Annotated in this window: 10 protein-coding genes; all 10 read right to left on the reverse strand. The window is 36.1% G+C overall.

Translation table 11 applies throughout. The features are described 5' to 3' along the window. Window positions 1–17 precede the first annotated feature (17 nt). Window positions 18–3,170 carry a SusC/RagA family TonB-linked outer membrane protein gene (locus tag HGC4_RS09300; RefSeq protein WP_082204128.1) on the reverse strand — a complete coding sequence of 1,051 codons (3,153 nt, stop codon included), beginning with the start codon at window positions 3,168–3,170 and terminating at the stop codon, window positions 18–20. Between the two features lie 140 nt (window positions 3,171–3,310). After that, window positions 3,311–5,623, reverse strand: coding sequence for a GH92 family glycosyl hydrolase (locus HGC4_RS09305; RefSeq protein ID WP_050709855.1), 2,313 nt, complete (start codon window positions 5,621–5,623; stop codon window positions 3,311–3,313). A gap of 361 nt (window positions 5,624–5,984) precedes the next feature. Beyond that, window positions 5,985–8,516, reverse strand: a complete 2,532-nt coding sequence (locus tag HGC4_RS09310) for a Kelch repeat-containing protein (RefSeq protein WP_050709856.1) — start codon at window positions 8,514–8,516, stop codon at window positions 5,985–5,987. Window positions 8,517–8,865: 349 nt separating this feature from the next. Further along, complete coding sequence (locus HGC4_RS09315) at window positions 8,866–11,346, reverse strand: ATP-dependent Clp protease ATP-binding subunit (RefSeq protein ID WP_050709857.1); 2,481 nt, start codon at window positions 11,344–11,346, stop codon at window positions 8,866–8,868. 11 nt (window positions 11,347–11,357) lie between these two features. Continuing rightward, complete coding sequence (locus HGC4_RS09320; RefSeq protein ID WP_050709858.1) at window positions 11,358–13,145, reverse strand: type VI secretion system baseplate subunit TssF; 1,788 nt, start codon at window positions 13,143–13,145, stop codon at window positions 11,358–11,360. Window positions 13,146–13,162: 17 nt separating this feature from the next. Then, a complete protein-coding gene (tssR, locus tag HGC4_RS09325) occupies window positions 13,163–15,676 on the reverse strand; it encodes a type VI secretion system protein TssR domain-containing protein (protein WP_157258216.1) in 2,514 nt (837 codons plus the stop codon). A gap of 95 nt (window positions 15,677–15,771) precedes the next feature. Continuing rightward, complete coding sequence (locus HGC4_RS09330) at window positions 15,772–16,656, reverse strand: PKD domain-containing protein (RefSeq protein ID WP_050709860.1); 885 nt, start codon at window positions 16,654–16,656, stop codon at window positions 15,772–15,774. A gap of 6 nt (window positions 16,657–16,662) precedes the next feature. Then, complete coding sequence (locus HGC4_RS09335; protein WP_050709861.1) at window positions 16,663–17,175, reverse strand: type VI secretion system transmembrane protein TssO; 513 nt, start codon at window positions 17,173–17,175, stop codon at window positions 16,663–16,665. 4 nt (window positions 17,176–17,179) lie between these two features. After that, window positions 17,180–17,677 (reverse strand): type VI secretion system TssO, encoded by a 498-nt coding sequence (gene tssO, locus HGC4_RS09340; protein ID WP_050709862.1) that lies wholly within the window; start codon window positions 17,675–17,677, stop codon window positions 17,180–17,182. 130 nt (window positions 17,678–17,807) lie between these two features. Continuing rightward, complete coding sequence (locus tag HGC4_RS18940; RefSeq protein WP_255349827.1) at window positions 17,808–18,551, reverse strand: hypothetical protein; 744 nt, start codon at window positions 18,549–18,551, stop codon at window positions 17,808–17,810. Window positions 18,552–18,668 lie beyond the last annotated feature (117 nt).

Raw genomic sequence — 18,668 nt, forward strand, 5'->3', positions numbered from 1 at the left:
GATTATACTATTTGAGATTAAAATTTAATATCTACACCCAACGAAAACGTTTTATTCAACGGGTACAAGTATCCATTGGAGCTCGAAGGATGCTCCGGGTCAACATGTTTTACATTTGTAACCGTTAGCAAGTTGTATCCATTAGTAAATACCCGTACATTCTGAATACCTAGTCTTCTTACAACTGATACTGGTAGTGTGTAGCCTAACTCGATACTCTTTAAGCGAACATAGGTTGCATCCTGCATATTGTATTTAGAATCGGTGTCAGGCAAGCTTCCTGTGTAAGCATAGTAGCCAGAAACCCAGTCGATATTGGGATCGTAAGGATTAGCTCGGGGATCAACCGGATGCCAACGATCCATGAATTGCTCCAAACCACTACCTCCACCCCATAGAGGTTCTCTTAGTTGTTCACTATAAGAAACCGACGACAGAGCTGCCCCTTGAAGTAAGATATTTAAATCAATTCCTTTATATTCACCAATCAAAGTAAGACCAAAGCTCATCATAGGTTTGTCTCCTCCATAAGCAATGGGATGTTTATCTAAGTCTGAAATAACACCATCGCCATTCCAATCCTGATAAGCATAATCTCCGGGTAAAGTACCTCTTCCTACATAAGTCGGACTATTGACAATGCTTCCCCAAGAATCATACTGTCCGGTAGTTCCATATCCCCACCAAGTATTGCTCCAACGATTGTTATTATTATTTCTCCAATTCTCATAAGAGTTTCCTGCTTTGGCTCTTTCTTGATAACGATTCATTGTACGAGCAAACGAAAGAACTCCCATTGCACTATATCTAAAATCGTTAATCTTATTTCGGTGAGTCAATTCAAGATCAAATCCTCGCGTTCTGTCGCTATTCAGATTTTCCTCGGGTAGAGTTGCTCCCACTATTCCGGGTAAGCTTTGTACTCGTCTAGCTAATAAACCATCTCTATCTCGTTGAAACAGATCCAATACCACACCAAACAGTCCATTCCACGCTTCGAGATCGAAACCTATATTTGCTGTTTTTGCTGTGTACCATGTTATATTAGGATTAGCAATACCTTTACTACTCATTGATGTGATAAAGTTTCCATCAAATATATGTCCGTTAGGAAGCTTATTAGAGTCGATTCCATCTCCTGTCGCAGGATAAAAATATCCTTGTATAAACTGATAACTGGCAGCTCCATCATCGCCAAGCTTTCCATACGATCCACGAAGTTTGAAGTTATTCACAAAAGCCAAGAACGAATCTTTCCAGAAGTTTTCTTCAGATGCTCTCCATCCTACAGATGCGGAAGGGAAAAATCCCCAACGGTAGTTCGTCGGGAACTTTGAGGAACCATCGTATCTGAAACTAAACTCGGCCATGTACTTAGATTGATATGCGTAGTTGAATCTACCAACTAGGGCACGATTGGCATCTTTGTATAAGTCGCTAGACTTCATATTTCCTTCCTGATTTGCACTATTACCAGCTAAAAGTTCGTCGATTGGAAGAGCAAGCTCTCTCAATGCGTAGAAGTTATCGGCTTGTCTTACGGCTTGCTCTAATAGTAAAAGAGCGCCTACATCGTGCTTCTTATTAAAGTTTTTATTGTAATCTAAAGAGAGATTCCACAAAACAGATTGTCTCGAAAAATTTTCTCTCCTTATCCTGTTTGGAGCCTGATGAGTAAATGATTTATAGGTATCATCGGCATCGTTGTAGGTGTATTGATTGTATTCTTGTCTGTATATCTTATTATCAGAAAGATAGTAGTCATAACTAAATAGTGCTTTCGCTTTCAGTCCATCAATGTAAGGTACAACATAGGTTGCTGTTCCTGTGGTTTGAAACCATTTATTACGTGTTTTGTTATACCCTGCAACATCTGAGTTCATCATCGCTACGGGATTAGATCCATCTACCGATCCTTGCATATAGTACCCTTCGTTATTGTTTGCATAAATAGGATCGGTAGGCTTCATCCTCCAGAATGAGCGAATAATATCTTCCATCGAAATATAGGGAGCATTCTTTTCCTCAGCAATCCCCGAGATATTCATATCAACGGTCAATCGGTTTGTAATCTTACTCGATACGTTTGAACGAATATTATAACGATTATAATTTAGATCTCCACTCTTTAAAAATCCATCTTGGGTTTGATATCCCAAACTCATATAATAAGTTGCCTTGTCGTTACCTCCTGTTGCACTAATATTGTGCTGTGCTTGTGGAGCCAAATCTCTGATGATTGGAGAATACCAATCTGTACTACTTAAAGTACCATCAAGATAAGGAGCAAAATCTTTGTCCTGAAACGATAATTTACCTCCATCTACATTGTGCATCGAACGCTCATTGGCAAGGGTCATATAATCAACAGCCCCTACTCCTCTAGGTAATCCGGAAGGTTTTTGCCAGCCAAAATTACCCGAGTATCTGAGTTCAAGCTTATCCTTACTACCTTTTTTTGTTGTTACCAGAACCACTCCATTTGCAGCACGTACACCATATATCGCAGCCGAAGCATCTTTAAGTACTGAAATGCTTTCGATATCGTTAGGATCGAGACGCGAAATATTATCACGGGGTACTCCATCAATTACAAGAAGCGGGTTACCCATTCCCCTAATCTCAAAGTTATTATTAAATGATCCCGGCTCACTCGAGTTTTGTACTACACGTAAACCAGCCACACGACCAGCCAACATGTTTTGTACATTTTCGTTTCGGGTAGCCAGAATTTCATCTCCTTTGATTGCCGAAATTGCCCCGGTTAGAGTCACTTTCTTTTGAACGCCGTAACCTACCACAATTACATCTTGAAGCAGTTTACTATTATCATCAAGTACAATATTGAAGGTTGTTTGTCCCCCTAAAGGAAACTCTTTGTTGTTAAAACCAATATACGAAACTTGAATAACAGCATTAGGTTTTACCTTTAGGCTAAAACCACCATCCAGATCGGTTATTGTACCATTGGTAGTTCCCTTTTCTATTACATTAGCTCCAATAAGAGGTTCGCCCGTATTATCTTTTACAGTTCCGCTTATCGAAACCTCCGAAGCTTGATTTACTTGTGCTTGTACATGAAGACTAAATGATCCTAGAAGAATCAAAACCTGCAATGCTTTCATTGCATAAGTCTTCTGTATCTGAAATAGACATCGTTTTATTTCCATACTTTAAAAGTGTTTTTTCGTAAAAAATTAAATAATTAGTTAACTGAAATGATGGCTACGGTTTCAAAGCAGAGAATCTTAAAGCCGACTCTCTCGTTCTTTTGTTCATAAGGTCAATTGATTTTAAGGTTTAGACATATTCATTTTTTCTTCTTGGTGGATGGGTTTGCTTTCTTTAATTCATTTGAGAATGAATAGGGAAAATCAGTCTCATTTATCCCTTTTTGTTTATTGGGAGTAGCAGACATATTGAAGTCAATAGTAGCGCCCTTTAGCAAATTGTCATAAGTTAGATAGTTCTTTGTGTAAGGTTGTCCGTCTACTGATAGTGATGAGATGTATCGGTTTGATTGATTATTATTTGCAGCCTTAATATGAATTTGTTTTCCGTTTTCCAGATTAAGCTTCACGCTTTTAAATAAAGGTGAGCCTATTACATATTGATCTGCTCCGGGACATACGGGATAGAAACCTAAAGCCGAAAATACATACCATGCCGAAGTCTGACCATTGTCTTCATCTCCGCAATACCCGTCAGGAGCAGGTGTGTATAACTTGTCCATAACTTCTCTCACCCAATATTGAGCCTTCCATGGTTCGCCCGAATAGTTATATAAGTAGATCATATGCTGAACCGGTTGATTACCATGTGCATAATTACCCATATTCATTATTTGCATTTCGCGGATTTCATGAATCACACTTCCATAATAGCTCTCATCAAATAAAGGGGGAACATTAAATACAGAATCAAGCATTTGATTGAAACCATTCTGTCCACCCATTAAGTCAATTAATCCTTGAGGATCGTGGAATACCGACCATGTGTAATGCCAGCTATTACCTTCGGTGAAAGCATCTCCCCATTTCAAAGGGTTAAAAGGCGATTGGAAAGTTCCATCTTCATTTCGTCCTCTCATTAGTTTGTGTTCGGGATCGAATAGATTCTTATAGTTCATCGCTCTTTTGGCATATATACCTATTTCTTTCTCTGGTTTATTCAATGCCTTACCCAGCTTATAAATAGCCCAGTCATCATAAGCATATTCTAAGGTGCGGGCTGCACTCTCTTTAATTCCTACATTATAAGGCACATATCCTAACTTATTATAATATTGATATCCTAAACGACCTGTTGAACTCACTGTTGGGTGTACACTATTAGCTCCACTCACTACTGCCTGCCAAAGAGTTTCAATATCGTATCCTCTCAATCCCTTTAGGTAAGCATCAGCTACTACTGATGCCGAGTTGTTACCAACCATACAACCTCTATGACCGGGACTTGCCCATTCGGGTAAAAAGCCGCTTTCTTTATATGTGTTGACTAACCCTGCCTGCATCTTCTCGTTCATAGAAGGATACATCAGATTTAAGAATGGAAATAAAGAGCGGAATGTATCCCAAAAACCCGTATCAGTAAACATATATCCGGGAAGTACTTCTCCACTATAAGGGCTATAATGAACAGGCTCGCCTTCCTTGTTTATTTCATAAAAACTACGAGGAAAAAGCACCGAGCGATAAAGACAAGAATAGAATGTACGAAGATTGTCAATATTATCATCTTCAACTTCAATACGTCCCAATACTTTATTCCATTCGTTTCTGCCTTTTGCTTTAATCTGATCAAAAGAATCATTACTTAATTCTTTTAGGTTTAATTCAGCCTGATCATAGCTGATAAATGAAGAAGCCACTTTAGCATGTACTAATTCGCCTTTTTTTGTTGAGAAACCAATGATTGCTCCTGCATGATCTTCTTTAACTTCTAATACTCCTTTTTGTATTTTGTTGTTGATGGAAGAAGCCATATAAGTAAAAGGCTTATCGAATACTATTACAAAGTAATTCTTAAAATTATCGGGTACTCCTCCATTATTTTTGGTAGTATAACCAATGATTTTATTTTGTTCAGGGATGATTTTTACATACGAACCATCGTCAAAAGCATCTACAATTACCGATGAATTATCGTTCTCAGGAAAAGTAAAACGAAACATAGCAGCTCGCTCTGTTGGGGCTATTTCGGTGACTACATCGTGATCTGCCAGATAAACACGATAATAATATGGTCTGGCAACTTCGGCTTTATGAGAGAACCAACTAGCCCGCTCATCCTGATCAAATACAACTTTGCCTGTGATAGGCATAATTGCAAATTGACCATAATCGTTTATCCATGGACTGGGTTGATGCGTCTGCTTAAAACCTCTGATCTTATCTGCATCGTATGTATATGCCCATCCATCGCCCATTTTACCGGTTTGTGGCATCCAAAAATTCATACCCCATGGCATAGCTATTGCCGGATAGGTATTACCTGTGGATAACGAATGTTTAGATTGTGTGCCAACCAACGTACTCACATAATCAACAGGAGTAGTTTGGGCATTCAGTTTAATAGAAAAAATAGAAATGATTACTAAAAATAAGACAGTAAGATTTCGCATAAGGTTTATATAATAAGTTAACATTATAAATTGTTCTCTAGAATGTGTGGTAGGAATTTTTTGTAAGCTTTTGTGTTTATTGAGTGCTTACATCTCCTCTTCTAATATAGAATTAGAGGTATTTAGTTTTTGTAAATAAGTCAATGGTATTTCCTATCAGTTAACAGCACCAAATGTATGTTGCAGTGGTTAACTATTGGGTTAATTTGCGATTAAAACAGGGTTAGAAGTGTAACTTATTTTATTAACCTGCATATATTTAAGATCCTAAGCCTTTTATTGCTTTGACAAACAGAATAAAGCTGTTTACGTATATCTACGTAAACGAAGCTTTTAAAATATAGACAAATCTTAAGTATTTTTATCTCTTAAGCTCTTTTTCGTTTAAAAGAGAGGAAAGGTTTGTTGGATAATTTTCATTCATCACCTTCTTGTATTCTGCGGCAAATATCAAATATTTATTTTTTGCCTGATCCGTCATTTTTAGTTTTGTTAAAGAATGTATCTGATAGTATAATGCTTCTTCATTTAGAGAGTCAATATTAAAAAGAGTCTCTACCAGTAATAATGTAGTTTGGTAATCTTGCTGAGCATATCGACTTTCGATTTCCATTTGTAAAATAGTTTCCGATCTATTTTCAACCTCTTGTTTGAACGAATCGAAAATCTCGCCTTCTGTGTTTTTCAGGAATTTACCTCTTGTTAATATTTCAATCAACTCTTTATTATTTATTATATTCTCTTCTTTAGTTATTTCTGAAAACCTCATATAATCGCAGTAGCATCCCTCCGATAATACTATTTTAAAGAACCCTTTATCGTGAATGAGTTCTATATCGTCAAGCTCCGAAAGAGCTTTGCGTATATGATTGAGGGTTACCCCTTTTAGATTCTTTGCTTTATTCTCTGTTTTGTCAGGCCATAAAATGTCACTCAACTGTTGAGATGAAATGCCATCTTCTATACTATATTGAAGGATTAAAAGAAAAGTTTGTTTCAGTTTTGTACTGAACATATACGTAATATCCTTATTATTACGATCTCTTACCGTAAATTCACCAAATAAGTAAACCGAGTTTGGTTGATCTCTTCTAGCAAAAGATTCGCGTTGTATTTCCTCTCTAGCTTCCAAAGCCAAATTGGAGTTATCTAGAGAATTAAGATCAGTTTTAACCCTATTCTTTTTTCTATAAAAAAGATATATACCAACTAAAACCGCAGCTAAAATAACTACAAGCCAAATGTAAGTCATAGCCTTGTTTTTACCATCTCCGACAAGTTCATCAAAACTTATAGGAGGAAAAGATAAAGAATACACTCGAGCAACCGAGGAAATATCATTCGCATCAAACTCCTGAACGGTACAATACAGTTCGTTCAACTTTTCATTATAGTATAAGTTGGCATTTGTTGTAATTTTATCGGAACGGATCGGAATTGAATCTCCCAAAATATCAAAATTTCCATTTTTAATAGAAAAACGATATAACTTTAAGAATGTACTCGAAAAGTGTTCCGGATAGCACAATGTATAAAAGCATGTATCATCAAGCATTATCATGCTACGTACAGGCACTACATTATCTCCCTCCCAAGGTATTTCCCATAACTTTGTGATTTTTTTCTTATTAAGATCAACTTTGTATAAGTCATAATAGTAACGACGACCAATAGTCTGATCTCCGGAATCATTGCCCATACCCCCGAAAATATACAATGCATTTTCATCCTTTTTATAGCACATTGAGGAGAAATATCTGGGTGTGATCTTATCTCCTTCAAAGGATAGTAAGTTCCATTTCTTTTCAATCAAATCATACGAGTAAAACTCCTTGTTATAATGTTGGCTTCCAAAACCTCCAAAAACTATATATCTCTGATTATCGGAATCATAAAATCCGTTATGGTGATGCAACTGAGTAGGTAGTCTATCAACAGTCTCAGATGTCCATATCAATGTATTGAGATCAAGATAAGCTGCTGTAGCTGCTGTGGCTTGCTCTTCGGAGTATACCTCATATGCATATAACCGATCATCCGTTTTATCCATAAAGCTCATACCTAATCTGAGTTTGACAGGTAGTTCATTGGCATATTTCTTAGACGAAATATTATGTGTACGAACATTGAAAGTCATGATAGAATCACGATCGAAAAAGTATATGTCTTGTGTTTTTGGATTAAAGTTTAAACCCGCTACATTTTTCGACTTGAAAGATGCTCGTGGAGCCCAGTAATAGGCATTATTAATCAACCAAACAGGATTAGAAACCTGACCTCTTACTTTACCTTTCGAATCATGTACAAGTTCTCCTTCATTCTCATTTAAATGAAATAGATATTCTTGTTGTTTATCTTTAATGACCAGATTCTTAATGGCAAAAGAAGGAATATCAACGACATGTTCACTCCTTCCAAAATAAATGATAGGCTTCCATTTTTCTTGAAGATTTAAACCTCCTATTTTAGTTTCATTCTCATTCACACTCAGAATCATAGAATCTTCCTTGAGATCAAAAGAGAGGCTGATACTTACCCATTGGCAATTAGCAAGTTCTTCTTTTCTAAAAAGAGTAGTGATCAAATTGTTGCGACCTTCTTCATTGAATTTAAAGACTGTATTATCTCCCCCCTCATTATCATACATCAAATTATAAGTCGTGTTCTGATTAGTATCTTTCAATCTCAGGATATAACCAACATTCGATTCTGGAAGTAACGACAAATTAAAATTAATAATCAGTTTCTCGGAAAAAGAGGGTGAACTATTCTCAAATACTGAATAAGAAGTTCTATCATTGATCAGACTTTCATTTCCATGAAATCTGAGTCCTTGAGAAAAGATATTTAGGGGAAAGAATAATATTATAGCTAAGTAAAAAAATAATTTCATAATAAACACACTTTATTATCTACAAATATAGAAAATAAGCTCGTTAATTTCGGGGATTAGTTTAGATACGGGTTTTAGAGGCAACGAATAGGATGATAACATACTTATATGTTAATTCTTATAACAAATGACAACCTATTATAATTCAGTCGTAAAGCTGATAATTCTTTATAAAAAGAGAAAAGCAGCTACAAAAATTTGTAACTGCTTTTTTTAGACCTATTTCAAATATAGAGAAATTAGATATAAGTATTTCTCCGTTTCCAGAACCTCAATTCTCCTTAACTATTAACTTTATCACAGACAAAATACTATTAGTTATAACAGATAAATATAGCATATCAAAGAATTATCGGATATCCCAAATCAATTCATTATCAGAGTCTTTACCTACCACTAATTTATGTCCATGAGAAAGCTTATTACCCACAATCAGGCGTGAAATAGGACGTCTCAAATGTGTTCGTATCGTCCCTGCCACTTGTCTTGCTCCATACTTAGGTGTGAAACCACGTTCGGCTAGCATTTTACGAGTATCATCATCAATTTCCAAATCTATACCTTGCTTACTCAAAGCTTCAATAAGCCCTTTAAGCTGAATATTGAAAATCTTCAATAGCATGGTTTCATTGATAGGCGAGAATGGAACTATTTCTGATAAACGAGCTAAAAACTCTGGACGGAAATACTGCCCCATCACTTCCATCAACTGTGTAGTAGTTGGAGTAATTCCTTGTGATAATTGCTTAGTAAGCCACTCGCTACCAACATTGGATGTAAACAGGATTATAGCATTAGAAAAATCACCTTCTTTACCTAGTCTATCATGCAATTTACCTTCATCCATAATTTGCAGGAAGATGTCATACACCGATGGATGTGCTTTTTCGATCTCATCAAATAGAACCACAGCATAAGGCTGCTGACGAATTTTATTCACTAAAAGCCCGCCTTCTTCATAACCTACATATCCCGGAGGAGCTCCGTATAATAGGGCTGCCGAATGTTCTTCTTTAAACTCTGACATATCGAAACGAATCATTGCTTTTTCGTCATTAAAGAGTACTTCTGCCAACGATTTTGCTAATTCAGTTTTTCCCGTTCCCGTAGGTCCTAATAAGAAAAATGAGCCAATGGGTTGTCCTGCTTTATTCAACCCACTTCGAGACTCTAAGATAGCATCTACAAGCGATTTCAAAGCATTATCTTGTCCAACCACTCTTCGGCGCAACAAGTCTTCCATATTTAGCAGGCGTTCTTTTTCCTGAGCTTGTACTTTCCCTATCGGGATTCCAGTTTTACTAGATATAATGGCAGCAACCTCATGTACTGCTATTTTTGTAATCTTCTCTTTTATGAAGTCATTTAATATATCTAACGCCTTGCCAACATAATTAAATAGTACACCTTCATCCTCTATTTCCCTCACATCAGTTTCATCTGTAATGATACCTAATAAAACAGGACTCAAGCGGTTTTGCATTGATAAGTATAAGAAGCGTAAATCTGCAAGTTTTTCTTCGGGTGTTTTATCAAATGCTCCTTCAATGAGGGCTAACTCACTTATAAAATAATGAATATCTTTATGAGCAGTCTCATTTACCATTTTAGTCGCCGACATAGTTCTATCCATCAAATCGATAGCCGAATCTGGCAAACGACGATCTTTATCGTAACGCTTAGCTAACTTTACACATTCCTCTATCGCTTCCTTGTCTACTTCAAGCTTGTGGAATTCCATATATCGAGGTAAGACTGAGTGTACCATAAGAATAGCCGATGCAATATCCGGTTCATTGATTTGTAATACTTCAAATCTACGACTAAAGGCATGATCGGGTTCTATCAATTTACGATATTCATCAATAGTAGTGGCACCGATAACCGTTAGATCACCTTTTGACAACTCAGGTTTTAAGATGTTTGCAGCACCCGAATTACCCTGTTTAGGGTCTAATAGCACATGAATTTCGTCAATAAATAGAATTGCATTATCTATATTCCGAATTTCCTTGATAATATTTTTCAAACGGTCTTCTATTTCCCCTTTGTAAGTTGCTCCAGCAATAAGAGCACCTGTATCCAGTTCGTAGACCGCAGCTCCATCAAGATAAGATGCTACATTTTTATTTACAATATCATGAGCAAGACCATCCACAAGAGCCGTTTTCCCCACTCCCGAATCTCCGATAATCATAACATTGGGTTTGCTGTGACGTCCAAGTATTTCCATCATCATACGTGTTTCCTTATCACGGCTTACAATGTTATGTATTTTTAAGTCTAGTGCCAAAGCTGTTTTATCAACACAATATTTCATTAGGTTGACCATAGGCATCGCTCCATTTTCTTCTGATGTTACAAAAGAGGCATTTGGCATACCAATGGATGATCTTATCTCTTTTCCACTAACATACAAGTCAAAAATCTCATTTTCCCGAAGGGGAAAAGACTTCAATTGGTCTACCGAAAACCCTACATTGGGTTTAGCCAATGCAGCGAGTACACAAATAGGATTAATTTCTAACAACCCAAGTTTCAGACGCACATTGTCTGCTTCTTCAAAAACCATTGGTATTTTTTCATCGGGTTGTATATCAGCTACTACACCGGCTTTTGGAAAATCGTCAATACGCATTTCGGCCCATTCTCCAAAATACTCAACATCTTTATCCATGCTTTGTATAAAGTCTTTCAAACCAATCTCTTTATGAAGCAGAGCTTTCAATAAATGGGCAGACGAATAAGTTGCATTATAATATTCTCGAGAAATAGACTGGGCTATTCTTATGGCGGTTTTTACTGATTCATTCAGATTAATAAAATCCATATATTTATTTTTTATTTATTAGCTGATTCTATAACTTTAAAAGTATAATTGTAATGGTTCGGAGAGCGCAGATTGAGCCTAGTCTTCAAGTCCTTTACAACTCCTTTCTCTTTTAGATAGTCAATATATTTATCTTTAGGCGTTAACTGAATTTCCATAACATTGATTATACCTTGCTTAAATTGGGGAGTTATTCTGGCTTTACGCACTACATCTACTTCTTTGATGTATTTACCTAATTCCATCCAACAGAAACTCAAAATATTATGTTTAGTCAAAATACGGTCTTTTGAAGTTAGATAATACCTATTTATAGCTTTTAGACTCTCTATATCGTAAAAACTCTTACCTCCGAAAACCTGGGTCAGGAGTATGGCATTTGATTTATTTAATTCTGCTACTTTAATAGCCATAACCGATGTACCTGCAGGTATACCGTTAACATGCTGTACATGTGATGTCCAATATGAAATATCCATAGAACCAACCTTATCAAAAGGATATAGAAGTATCCGTCCTACTTCTGCATATTCATTTAGTCTGTTGAGTTCTACTTTACGACTTTCTTCATTTTGGATGCCAGTTATAGAGTCGAGTACCAAAGATATTTTCTCTGCATCTATTTCAGGAAAAGCCGTTTTTTCATCTTGTGCTATATCAATAAGCCTTTCTAAATAATCTGCTAACTTAGGGTCAGCAATATTCTTCTTTCTTATAGGTTCTACATTAAATGTTCCATTTATATCTTCACTCAGTTCTTCCGTCTTATATATCCTTTGGGAAGAATCAGAAACAATATCTATTTCTAAAAACTCTTCACCAATATCCGACGATAATGGTATAATATCCCCAAACGAAGGATTCGACACCCTTGTTTCGTTATGTTGTCTATTTAAAGCAGGAAAAGCATTCACAGCAATCACTAATTTACTGAGATCACTATCGTTGAATTGAGGAGGAAAAGTAATCGAGAGCCAATAACCTTTCTCGATGTTTGAAGCTAGTCCCTCCCCCATTATAGTGATTAACTCATCAGGCAGATGCTGCTTTTCCATCGCATTCAAATTCAATTCACTTGATATAGTCTGGTAGTGAGAATTATAAAAAGCTAGGATATCGGTCTCCGTTTTACTATGTGTAACCGACTCTGTAATAGGAAAACCATGTTTTATCTCCAAGGGCTTTCCTGCAGCGAACCATTTCACATGGGGAAGCAGATCAAAATAATCGTGATTATCATTTAGATGCGGAAAATCAAGATAAAAAAATAAGTCCTTTAGGTATTTTACTCCCTCTCCGGTGTCTAGTTTTATCCAAACAGTGTCATACGTTCTTTTTTCGTTCACGCGATTAATAACCCTTTTGTTTCCGGAAGAATCAACTGACCATAGCGTTTGTCCTTGAAATATATGCGTCACACTAACATCCCTAAGAATAGTATCGGTAACCGGAGTAAACCCCACAGATGATATTTCTTTATTTTTTAATTCATTGGACAGATTCTTTATCGTAAATACAGTCTTTCTATCCAGATGATATATAGGGCTACTAGGCTTTACATAAAGAATGCTATGTGCTGGACGTATATAATTATATCCGGAAGGAGCCAATTTATTTACCAGCTTTTCCAAAATAGTTAAATCTATATCAGTCAGTTTATTTTCCAACAAATAGAGCTCATTACACATGGTCTCTATCATCAGATTGACTAGTGGATTCCGGTTTACAGAACTTTTAGTATCCCATGTCAGATTTATATAATGAATAATCTCTTTACGTATTGCTTCTTTACTTTTCATGCTTATACATTCTCTACTTAAGGTAGTAGTTTCCTATCCACCCAATAATATATTTGTCCGTTCGATTCAAATTGATCTGCTTTATCAAGCTCTTTCTTCATTTTCTTATAATAAATGATCAATTCCTCTAATTTTTTGTCTGGAACTGCCTTTTTATTTTTTATCTCTTCTATCCTTATTGAGTTCAATAGCTCGTTCGAAGTAGGACTACCCGTAATCCGATATTGAGCCTCAGCTAGAGTCATTTTTTTAAGATTACTATTCTTCTCTTTACACAGTTTACAATATTTGATTGGTGTAAGCAGAAGTTTCGAAAGATGTTTACGTACATTATTTGTATTTGCGTATCCTCCGGGAGATACTATCTTAATATAGAATTCTTCCCGATCCATTATTGTATCATTTTTAAGCGCAGCCTTAGCTTCTCTATCCAACTCTGCAAATAAATCATCTTCTGGACAATTACACGGTTTCTGCTTCTGTTCTTCTCGTTCTCTTACCTGATATATATAATCCACTTCCTTTTCTGACAGTGCTGCCACAAACTCTTTAAGTTCTTTCATCTCACTTTCAGATAACATTAGACGATAATCTACATGGTTATTAATAGTGTCCTCCAGAACAACAATGCGTGAAGGCATATACCATCCCGGTGTCTCATGACTAAAACTTGCAATAAATTTCTTGGCGGGTAGACGGGTAGTATCTATGCCATAATTTTGAACAAATAGGCTATCGAATACTGTTCGGTTATTACCCACTGAACGAAAAGATTTATCCATAAATTGAATAACACGGCTATTGTCCATCTTTATTTCTTGTAGTATAGTATCAATATTATTGGAAAGTATTTCCATTGATAACAATTCCGATTTACGAGGAAAAAATAAAGCACCTTGTGTTATACTATTATCAGGAAAATCTAGTCTATAACTATTCTCTGTTTCACCGATTCCTATATAACTATTACTTCGTTTTATCTGACTTGGAGAAACTAAAATTTCCTTCTTGGTCTTGAGCATGCCATTTGCATACGAATTAATCATATTCTCTATATCCAATACAAAATTATTGTACTCATCTCCCACTCCGGCATATACTTGAAAGCCCAATATTCGGCAGTTATTCTTAAGAAGTTTATTCAACAATCCAGCATCTAGCCCATCGTTCGCATATCCGGTTTCGCCAATCAATACAATAAGGTTGGTAGCATCCTTATGATCATCAAACATATCTACAGCTTTTCTCAATCCCGCCCATGTTCGAGGAAGCATCGAGGTACGCAGCTTATCTTTATTTTTTACTTTTCCTGACAAATAGTTGATCATATCCGAATATTCGGGTGTTAATTCTGTGCTAGCAGGACGAAGCATTTTATTAGAATCGTCAAAAGTCATCACACAGCTAAACTGGAATGAAAATGTTTCATCGGACTTTTCAAATAGTGGCTGAAGTCCTTGCAAGGCATTGACTATTTGTGGAAAATTGGAAATTGTTTTCTCTTTACCTTCAAACACAAAACAAATATTGATCTTTTTAAGCCCTTTTACTATTGTTCTGAATTGTTTATGAGTTATACTGTTACCATTTACATTCAATATAGAGTTATTACTATAGTCGAATACAGGCAATACCATCCGCGTTCTGAATGCAACGAGAGAATCTTTACACGAATATGAAGACACTGGATTATATCTGATCGTTGAATATTGTTCAGTCAGTAAACTGTTTACATCCATCATATCTTCCGTAATCATCACCTCTTCTTGGTTCCTTATAAAGAAACGCGTTGACTCTTCGGGTAAACTAGCCTGATTTACGTGCAACCCAGTACCAATATCCTTTATAAGGGAATTATCTACCCATCCTAATACTTCCGTTTTTATATCTTCTGCTTTTATATAAGGTTTCTTTGCTATTAGTGTCATCAGTCCATCCTCAGACATTTTCATCTGGTAAATAATACTATAGGGGCTTATAACTCCAGTTTGAGAATTCATTTCCAAATCCTTATATAACTTAATAGAATCTGTTGTGAAGAATTTTACAGGTTCATTAATCGATATAGTATCAGCAAAGATTGCTAACATTTTATTTTTCCTGCCACTTGCAATATCCGTTACCGATTGTTGATTAAGCATTAGTTTAGATTTATGCATCCAACCATAGTACTCCGCTTTTTTATAGTCTAATTTCCCATTCTTTAAAATATCAGGGGTATATTTTATCAGTCGTAAGTAATCACCATTTGTACCAATTACAAGAAAGGGATCAAGGTAATCTACATCTTTAGCCTTTACATTACCTCCGGCATTATTAAGTGTTTTGTTCTTTTCTCTATCAGAGAAGACAATCCAAGGTTCTTTATTCAAATCTGTTTTCGGCGCTCTTATATCACCTCCACAATAGTTAAGTGAATACTCCCTTGGAAATTTTTTTACACTTGTAAAACGATGGATAGGACCACATGATGCTAATAAAAGTAGCAACAGTAGCAAAGAGGTCGTTAGTTTCCGATATATACTATTCATTTTGTATTATGTAAGTAGTGTTAGCTATTTTATTACTTCATACCCAGTGATTAATCTTACAGGTATAGAAGTAAAGAGTCTGTGATCTTATAACCTTAATTGGTGTCAGTTTGTATTACAATTATCTTTTTAACACAGGTTTCCTTATCCTCTTCCAATTCCACCAACACATTCTCTATGATGGTTTGTTTTCGACCTATAATTTTCAATCCTTGACAATAAGAATAAAAATCATTACGCTTCGAATTATTAACAATTACTTGCGCATTAGGATTATTACACAGATAACTAGTCATTATATAATTATAATTCGTGTTAAACGGTTTTTGGTCTACAATAGCCTGTAATTTCAATTTGATATCGTTACCAATCATAGTCTCAATATCAGTCGAATCACTTTCTGAATATTGAGGCGTAATCTCTATTGTGTGGCGAATAGGATATTTAGTTTCCTCAGTAGTTAAGAGTACTTCATAGGTTCCAGGCAAGCTATATTTATAAATTGCTGTTTTTTCTTTTGCATCTACCGCCCCAGTCTCTCCAAATTCCCAGCGCCATTCATTGGATGTTCCTTCTCCTCTGAAAATTATATACTCGTCCTGCAAAGCAGTTTTAGGTGCTTCTATTTTTATCAAGTGTTCATCATCATCTTGTTTTTTAGGACGTACATTCACTACGATTTTTTTAATATAACTGCCATCAACGGTTAGACGTATCTGATATTTACCTGCCTCCGAATAAGTATATTCACCTTTCTGGTGAGGTGAAGAGTCTCCATTACCAAACTCCCAATACCAAGTGTCTGCACCTCTGGTACTATCAGCATATGCTATCGGACTCCCCAACTCCACGTCTAAAGGGCTAACCATAGCTGTAACTTCTCTTTTTGTCAAACACGAGCGCACAAAGAAGGCCATTCCAAGGCAAACAACAATAATTCCAATGATAATATATGTCCTGTTATTAAGTAATTTACTCATGGCAATTTATTTCTTTGTGTTATTTAGTTCGTCCTTCTTTTTCTGTAATCCTATTTCACAACTTTCAAGATTCTTGGTAAATACGGCAATATTTTGTCGTTTAGTCCAGACTTCTTTCTTATCTGCAAACCATAAATTATAGAAGTTAGACACCTGGGCGAATACTTTATAACGAGTATCATAACTGTTCTTTTCTGTGATGCTTTTAATATCATTCAAATAGAACTTAATGTCGTTTTCCTCATAACTAGCACTAATCCCAGGATTGAAATCTTTTATTTTATTGTAAATAGAATCCACTATTATTATTTCATCGCTCTGCAATTTTTGAAATGCTCTAATACGATCCATTTTAGATATAGCAAATTCTTTCTGAGAGGTTGTCTTCGTCTCAAAATTATAGTAAAATATACAGACGCAACAGAGAGCCGTAGTTATGATGAATAGAAGACTAACATAAGTAAATCCTAGTATGCGTTCCTTTTGATTTTGTGTTTGCTTAAGAGTATTTGCCTCCATTACCTTATTTATTTAGTGTTATGCTTCCGATAGTTAATTTACGAGATGCCTGCTTATTCTCTTCCATACATTTTTTCAGGTCAATTCGTATCAGGTCTTCTTCTGTCCCCAATATACGAATGGAATCTTTGGCACTTAAGAATGAATTTACCTGACTCATCAGCCTTTGATACATCTTTATATCCCTCCCATTCATATCTTCCATCGATGCGAGTATTTCCTGCTTGCGTTTACTGACTAGATTTTGGAGCATCGCATCATTCTTATTAGTATTAAATAGTAGCATGTACTGATACAGAGAATCGATTCGACTTACAAGTTCTATTTGTTGGACATATATCTTGTCATACTCTTCTGTCTTTTCTACAATACGACCTACTTCTATTTTATTAGTCTGCAAGAAGCAGAAATAAGTAGTCACTCCTATTACTACACATGTGGCTAAAAACATGGAAAATTTTAAATAACCTTTATTTATTTCTTGATTGTTACGAGCTTTCATATATTTATTTCATTGTTATATTATTACCTATGTAAAGATCAATCAGATCTTTTTTTAGTTTTTGAAATTCATTTCAATAATTCACTTATTGGTTTGGGTTCTAAGCATGTTGAAACACACTCAATCTCCCTTATCCCATCGCTTCTCCCTGTCTGCGAAGATTGTCTTCGTAGTAAGCTACTTCGCGAAGGGAGGGTTCGTTGTACAATAGGGCTCGTTGGGAGGCGTCCGTATCTTTGTATTTCTTGATCAGGTAGTCGGCTTCGGGAGTGGGAATGGCCGACATATACTGAGGGAAGGGAAAAGACTCGGACCGACGACGCAGGTAGTCGCTCTCACGGTAATCGTCGAGGGCACTACCGGGAGGTAACGGACGGTTTCGGTCCATATACCATACGTAATACGACATAGAGATATAGGGTAGCAGGTCGGAAACGATGGCATAGTCTTTCATACCGGGGATACGTAACGCCAGATAGGTAGAGTCGGAGTTGACCATACTGGCCAGATGCGACTGAAACATCGATTCGTCGAACCCACAGCTGTACTTTCGCAATCCGTATATACATTGGTAAGTAACCGTTTGAGATTCCCGATCGAAGATAAGCCGGTCGCGGCAGCGCTTAGTTATTAGTATAAACCAATACAACATACCTAAGCTAAGCGGGATGCCTAGAACTAATATTATAAGACTGCTCCTATGAGCGGCTTTCTTTCTGGACTCATTTAAGGTCCTTTTATTGAAAATTCTTATTGAAGATTCATCTCCATACCTCTCCTGAATCTCCTTGCTATACGTCGATTTACCTGTTTCTATTATTTCGCGTGGTACATCAATTATCATATTGTAATTACGAATCGGAGCATATGTCATTGAATAAGAGCAATATATTAAAAAAAAGAGGGCTAAAGGCAACTCTATCCAACTGATAGCTCCCAAGTTGAGTACTATTTTTTTGTCGTCGACCCGTTCGTAAATAGTTCTATAATT

Origin of the sequence: Dysgonomonas sp. HGC4 (genome assembly GCF_001261715.1) — a bacterium.
Taxonomy (GTDB): Bacteria; Bacteroidota; Bacteroidia; order Bacteroidales; family Dysgonomonadaceae; genus Dysgonomonas_A.

Coding starts and splice junctions, on each gene's coding strand:
- tssO (WP_050709862.1), bottom strand. CDS start 17,677: ATGAAAGCTCGTAACAATCAAGAAATAAATAAAGGTTATTTAAAATTT.
- tssR (WP_157258216.1), bottom strand. CDS start 15,676: ATGAATAGTATATATCGGAAACTAACGACCTCTTTGCTACTGTTGCTA.
- HGC4_RS09315 (WP_050709857.1), bottom strand. CDS start 11,346: ATGGATTTTATTAATCTGAATGAATCAGTAAAAACCGCCATAAGAATA.
- HGC4_RS09305 (WP_050709855.1), bottom strand. CDS start 5,623: ATGCGAAATCTTACTGTCTTATTTTTAGTAATCATTTCTATTTTTTCT.
- HGC4_RS09320 (WP_050709858.1), bottom strand. CDS start 13,145: ATGAAAAGTAAAGAAGCAATACGTAAAGAGATTATTCATTATATAAAT.
- HGC4_RS09335 (WP_050709861.1), bottom strand. CDS start 17,175: ATGGAGGCAAATACTCTTAAGCAAACACAAAATCAAAAGGAACGCATA.
- HGC4_RS09330 (WP_050709860.1), bottom strand. CDS start 16,656: ATGAGTAAATTACTTAATAACAGGACATATATTATCATTGGAATTATT.
- HGC4_RS18940 (WP_255349827.1), bottom strand. CDS start 18,551: ATGACATATGCTCCGATTCGTAATTACAATATGATAATTGATGTACCA.
- HGC4_RS09300 (WP_082204128.1), bottom strand. CDS start 3,170: ATGGAAATAAAACGATGTCTATTTCAGATACAGAAGACTTATGCAATG.
- HGC4_RS09310 (WP_050709856.1), bottom strand. CDS start 8,516: ATGAAATTATTTTTTTACTTAGCTATAATATTATTCTTTCCCCTAAAT.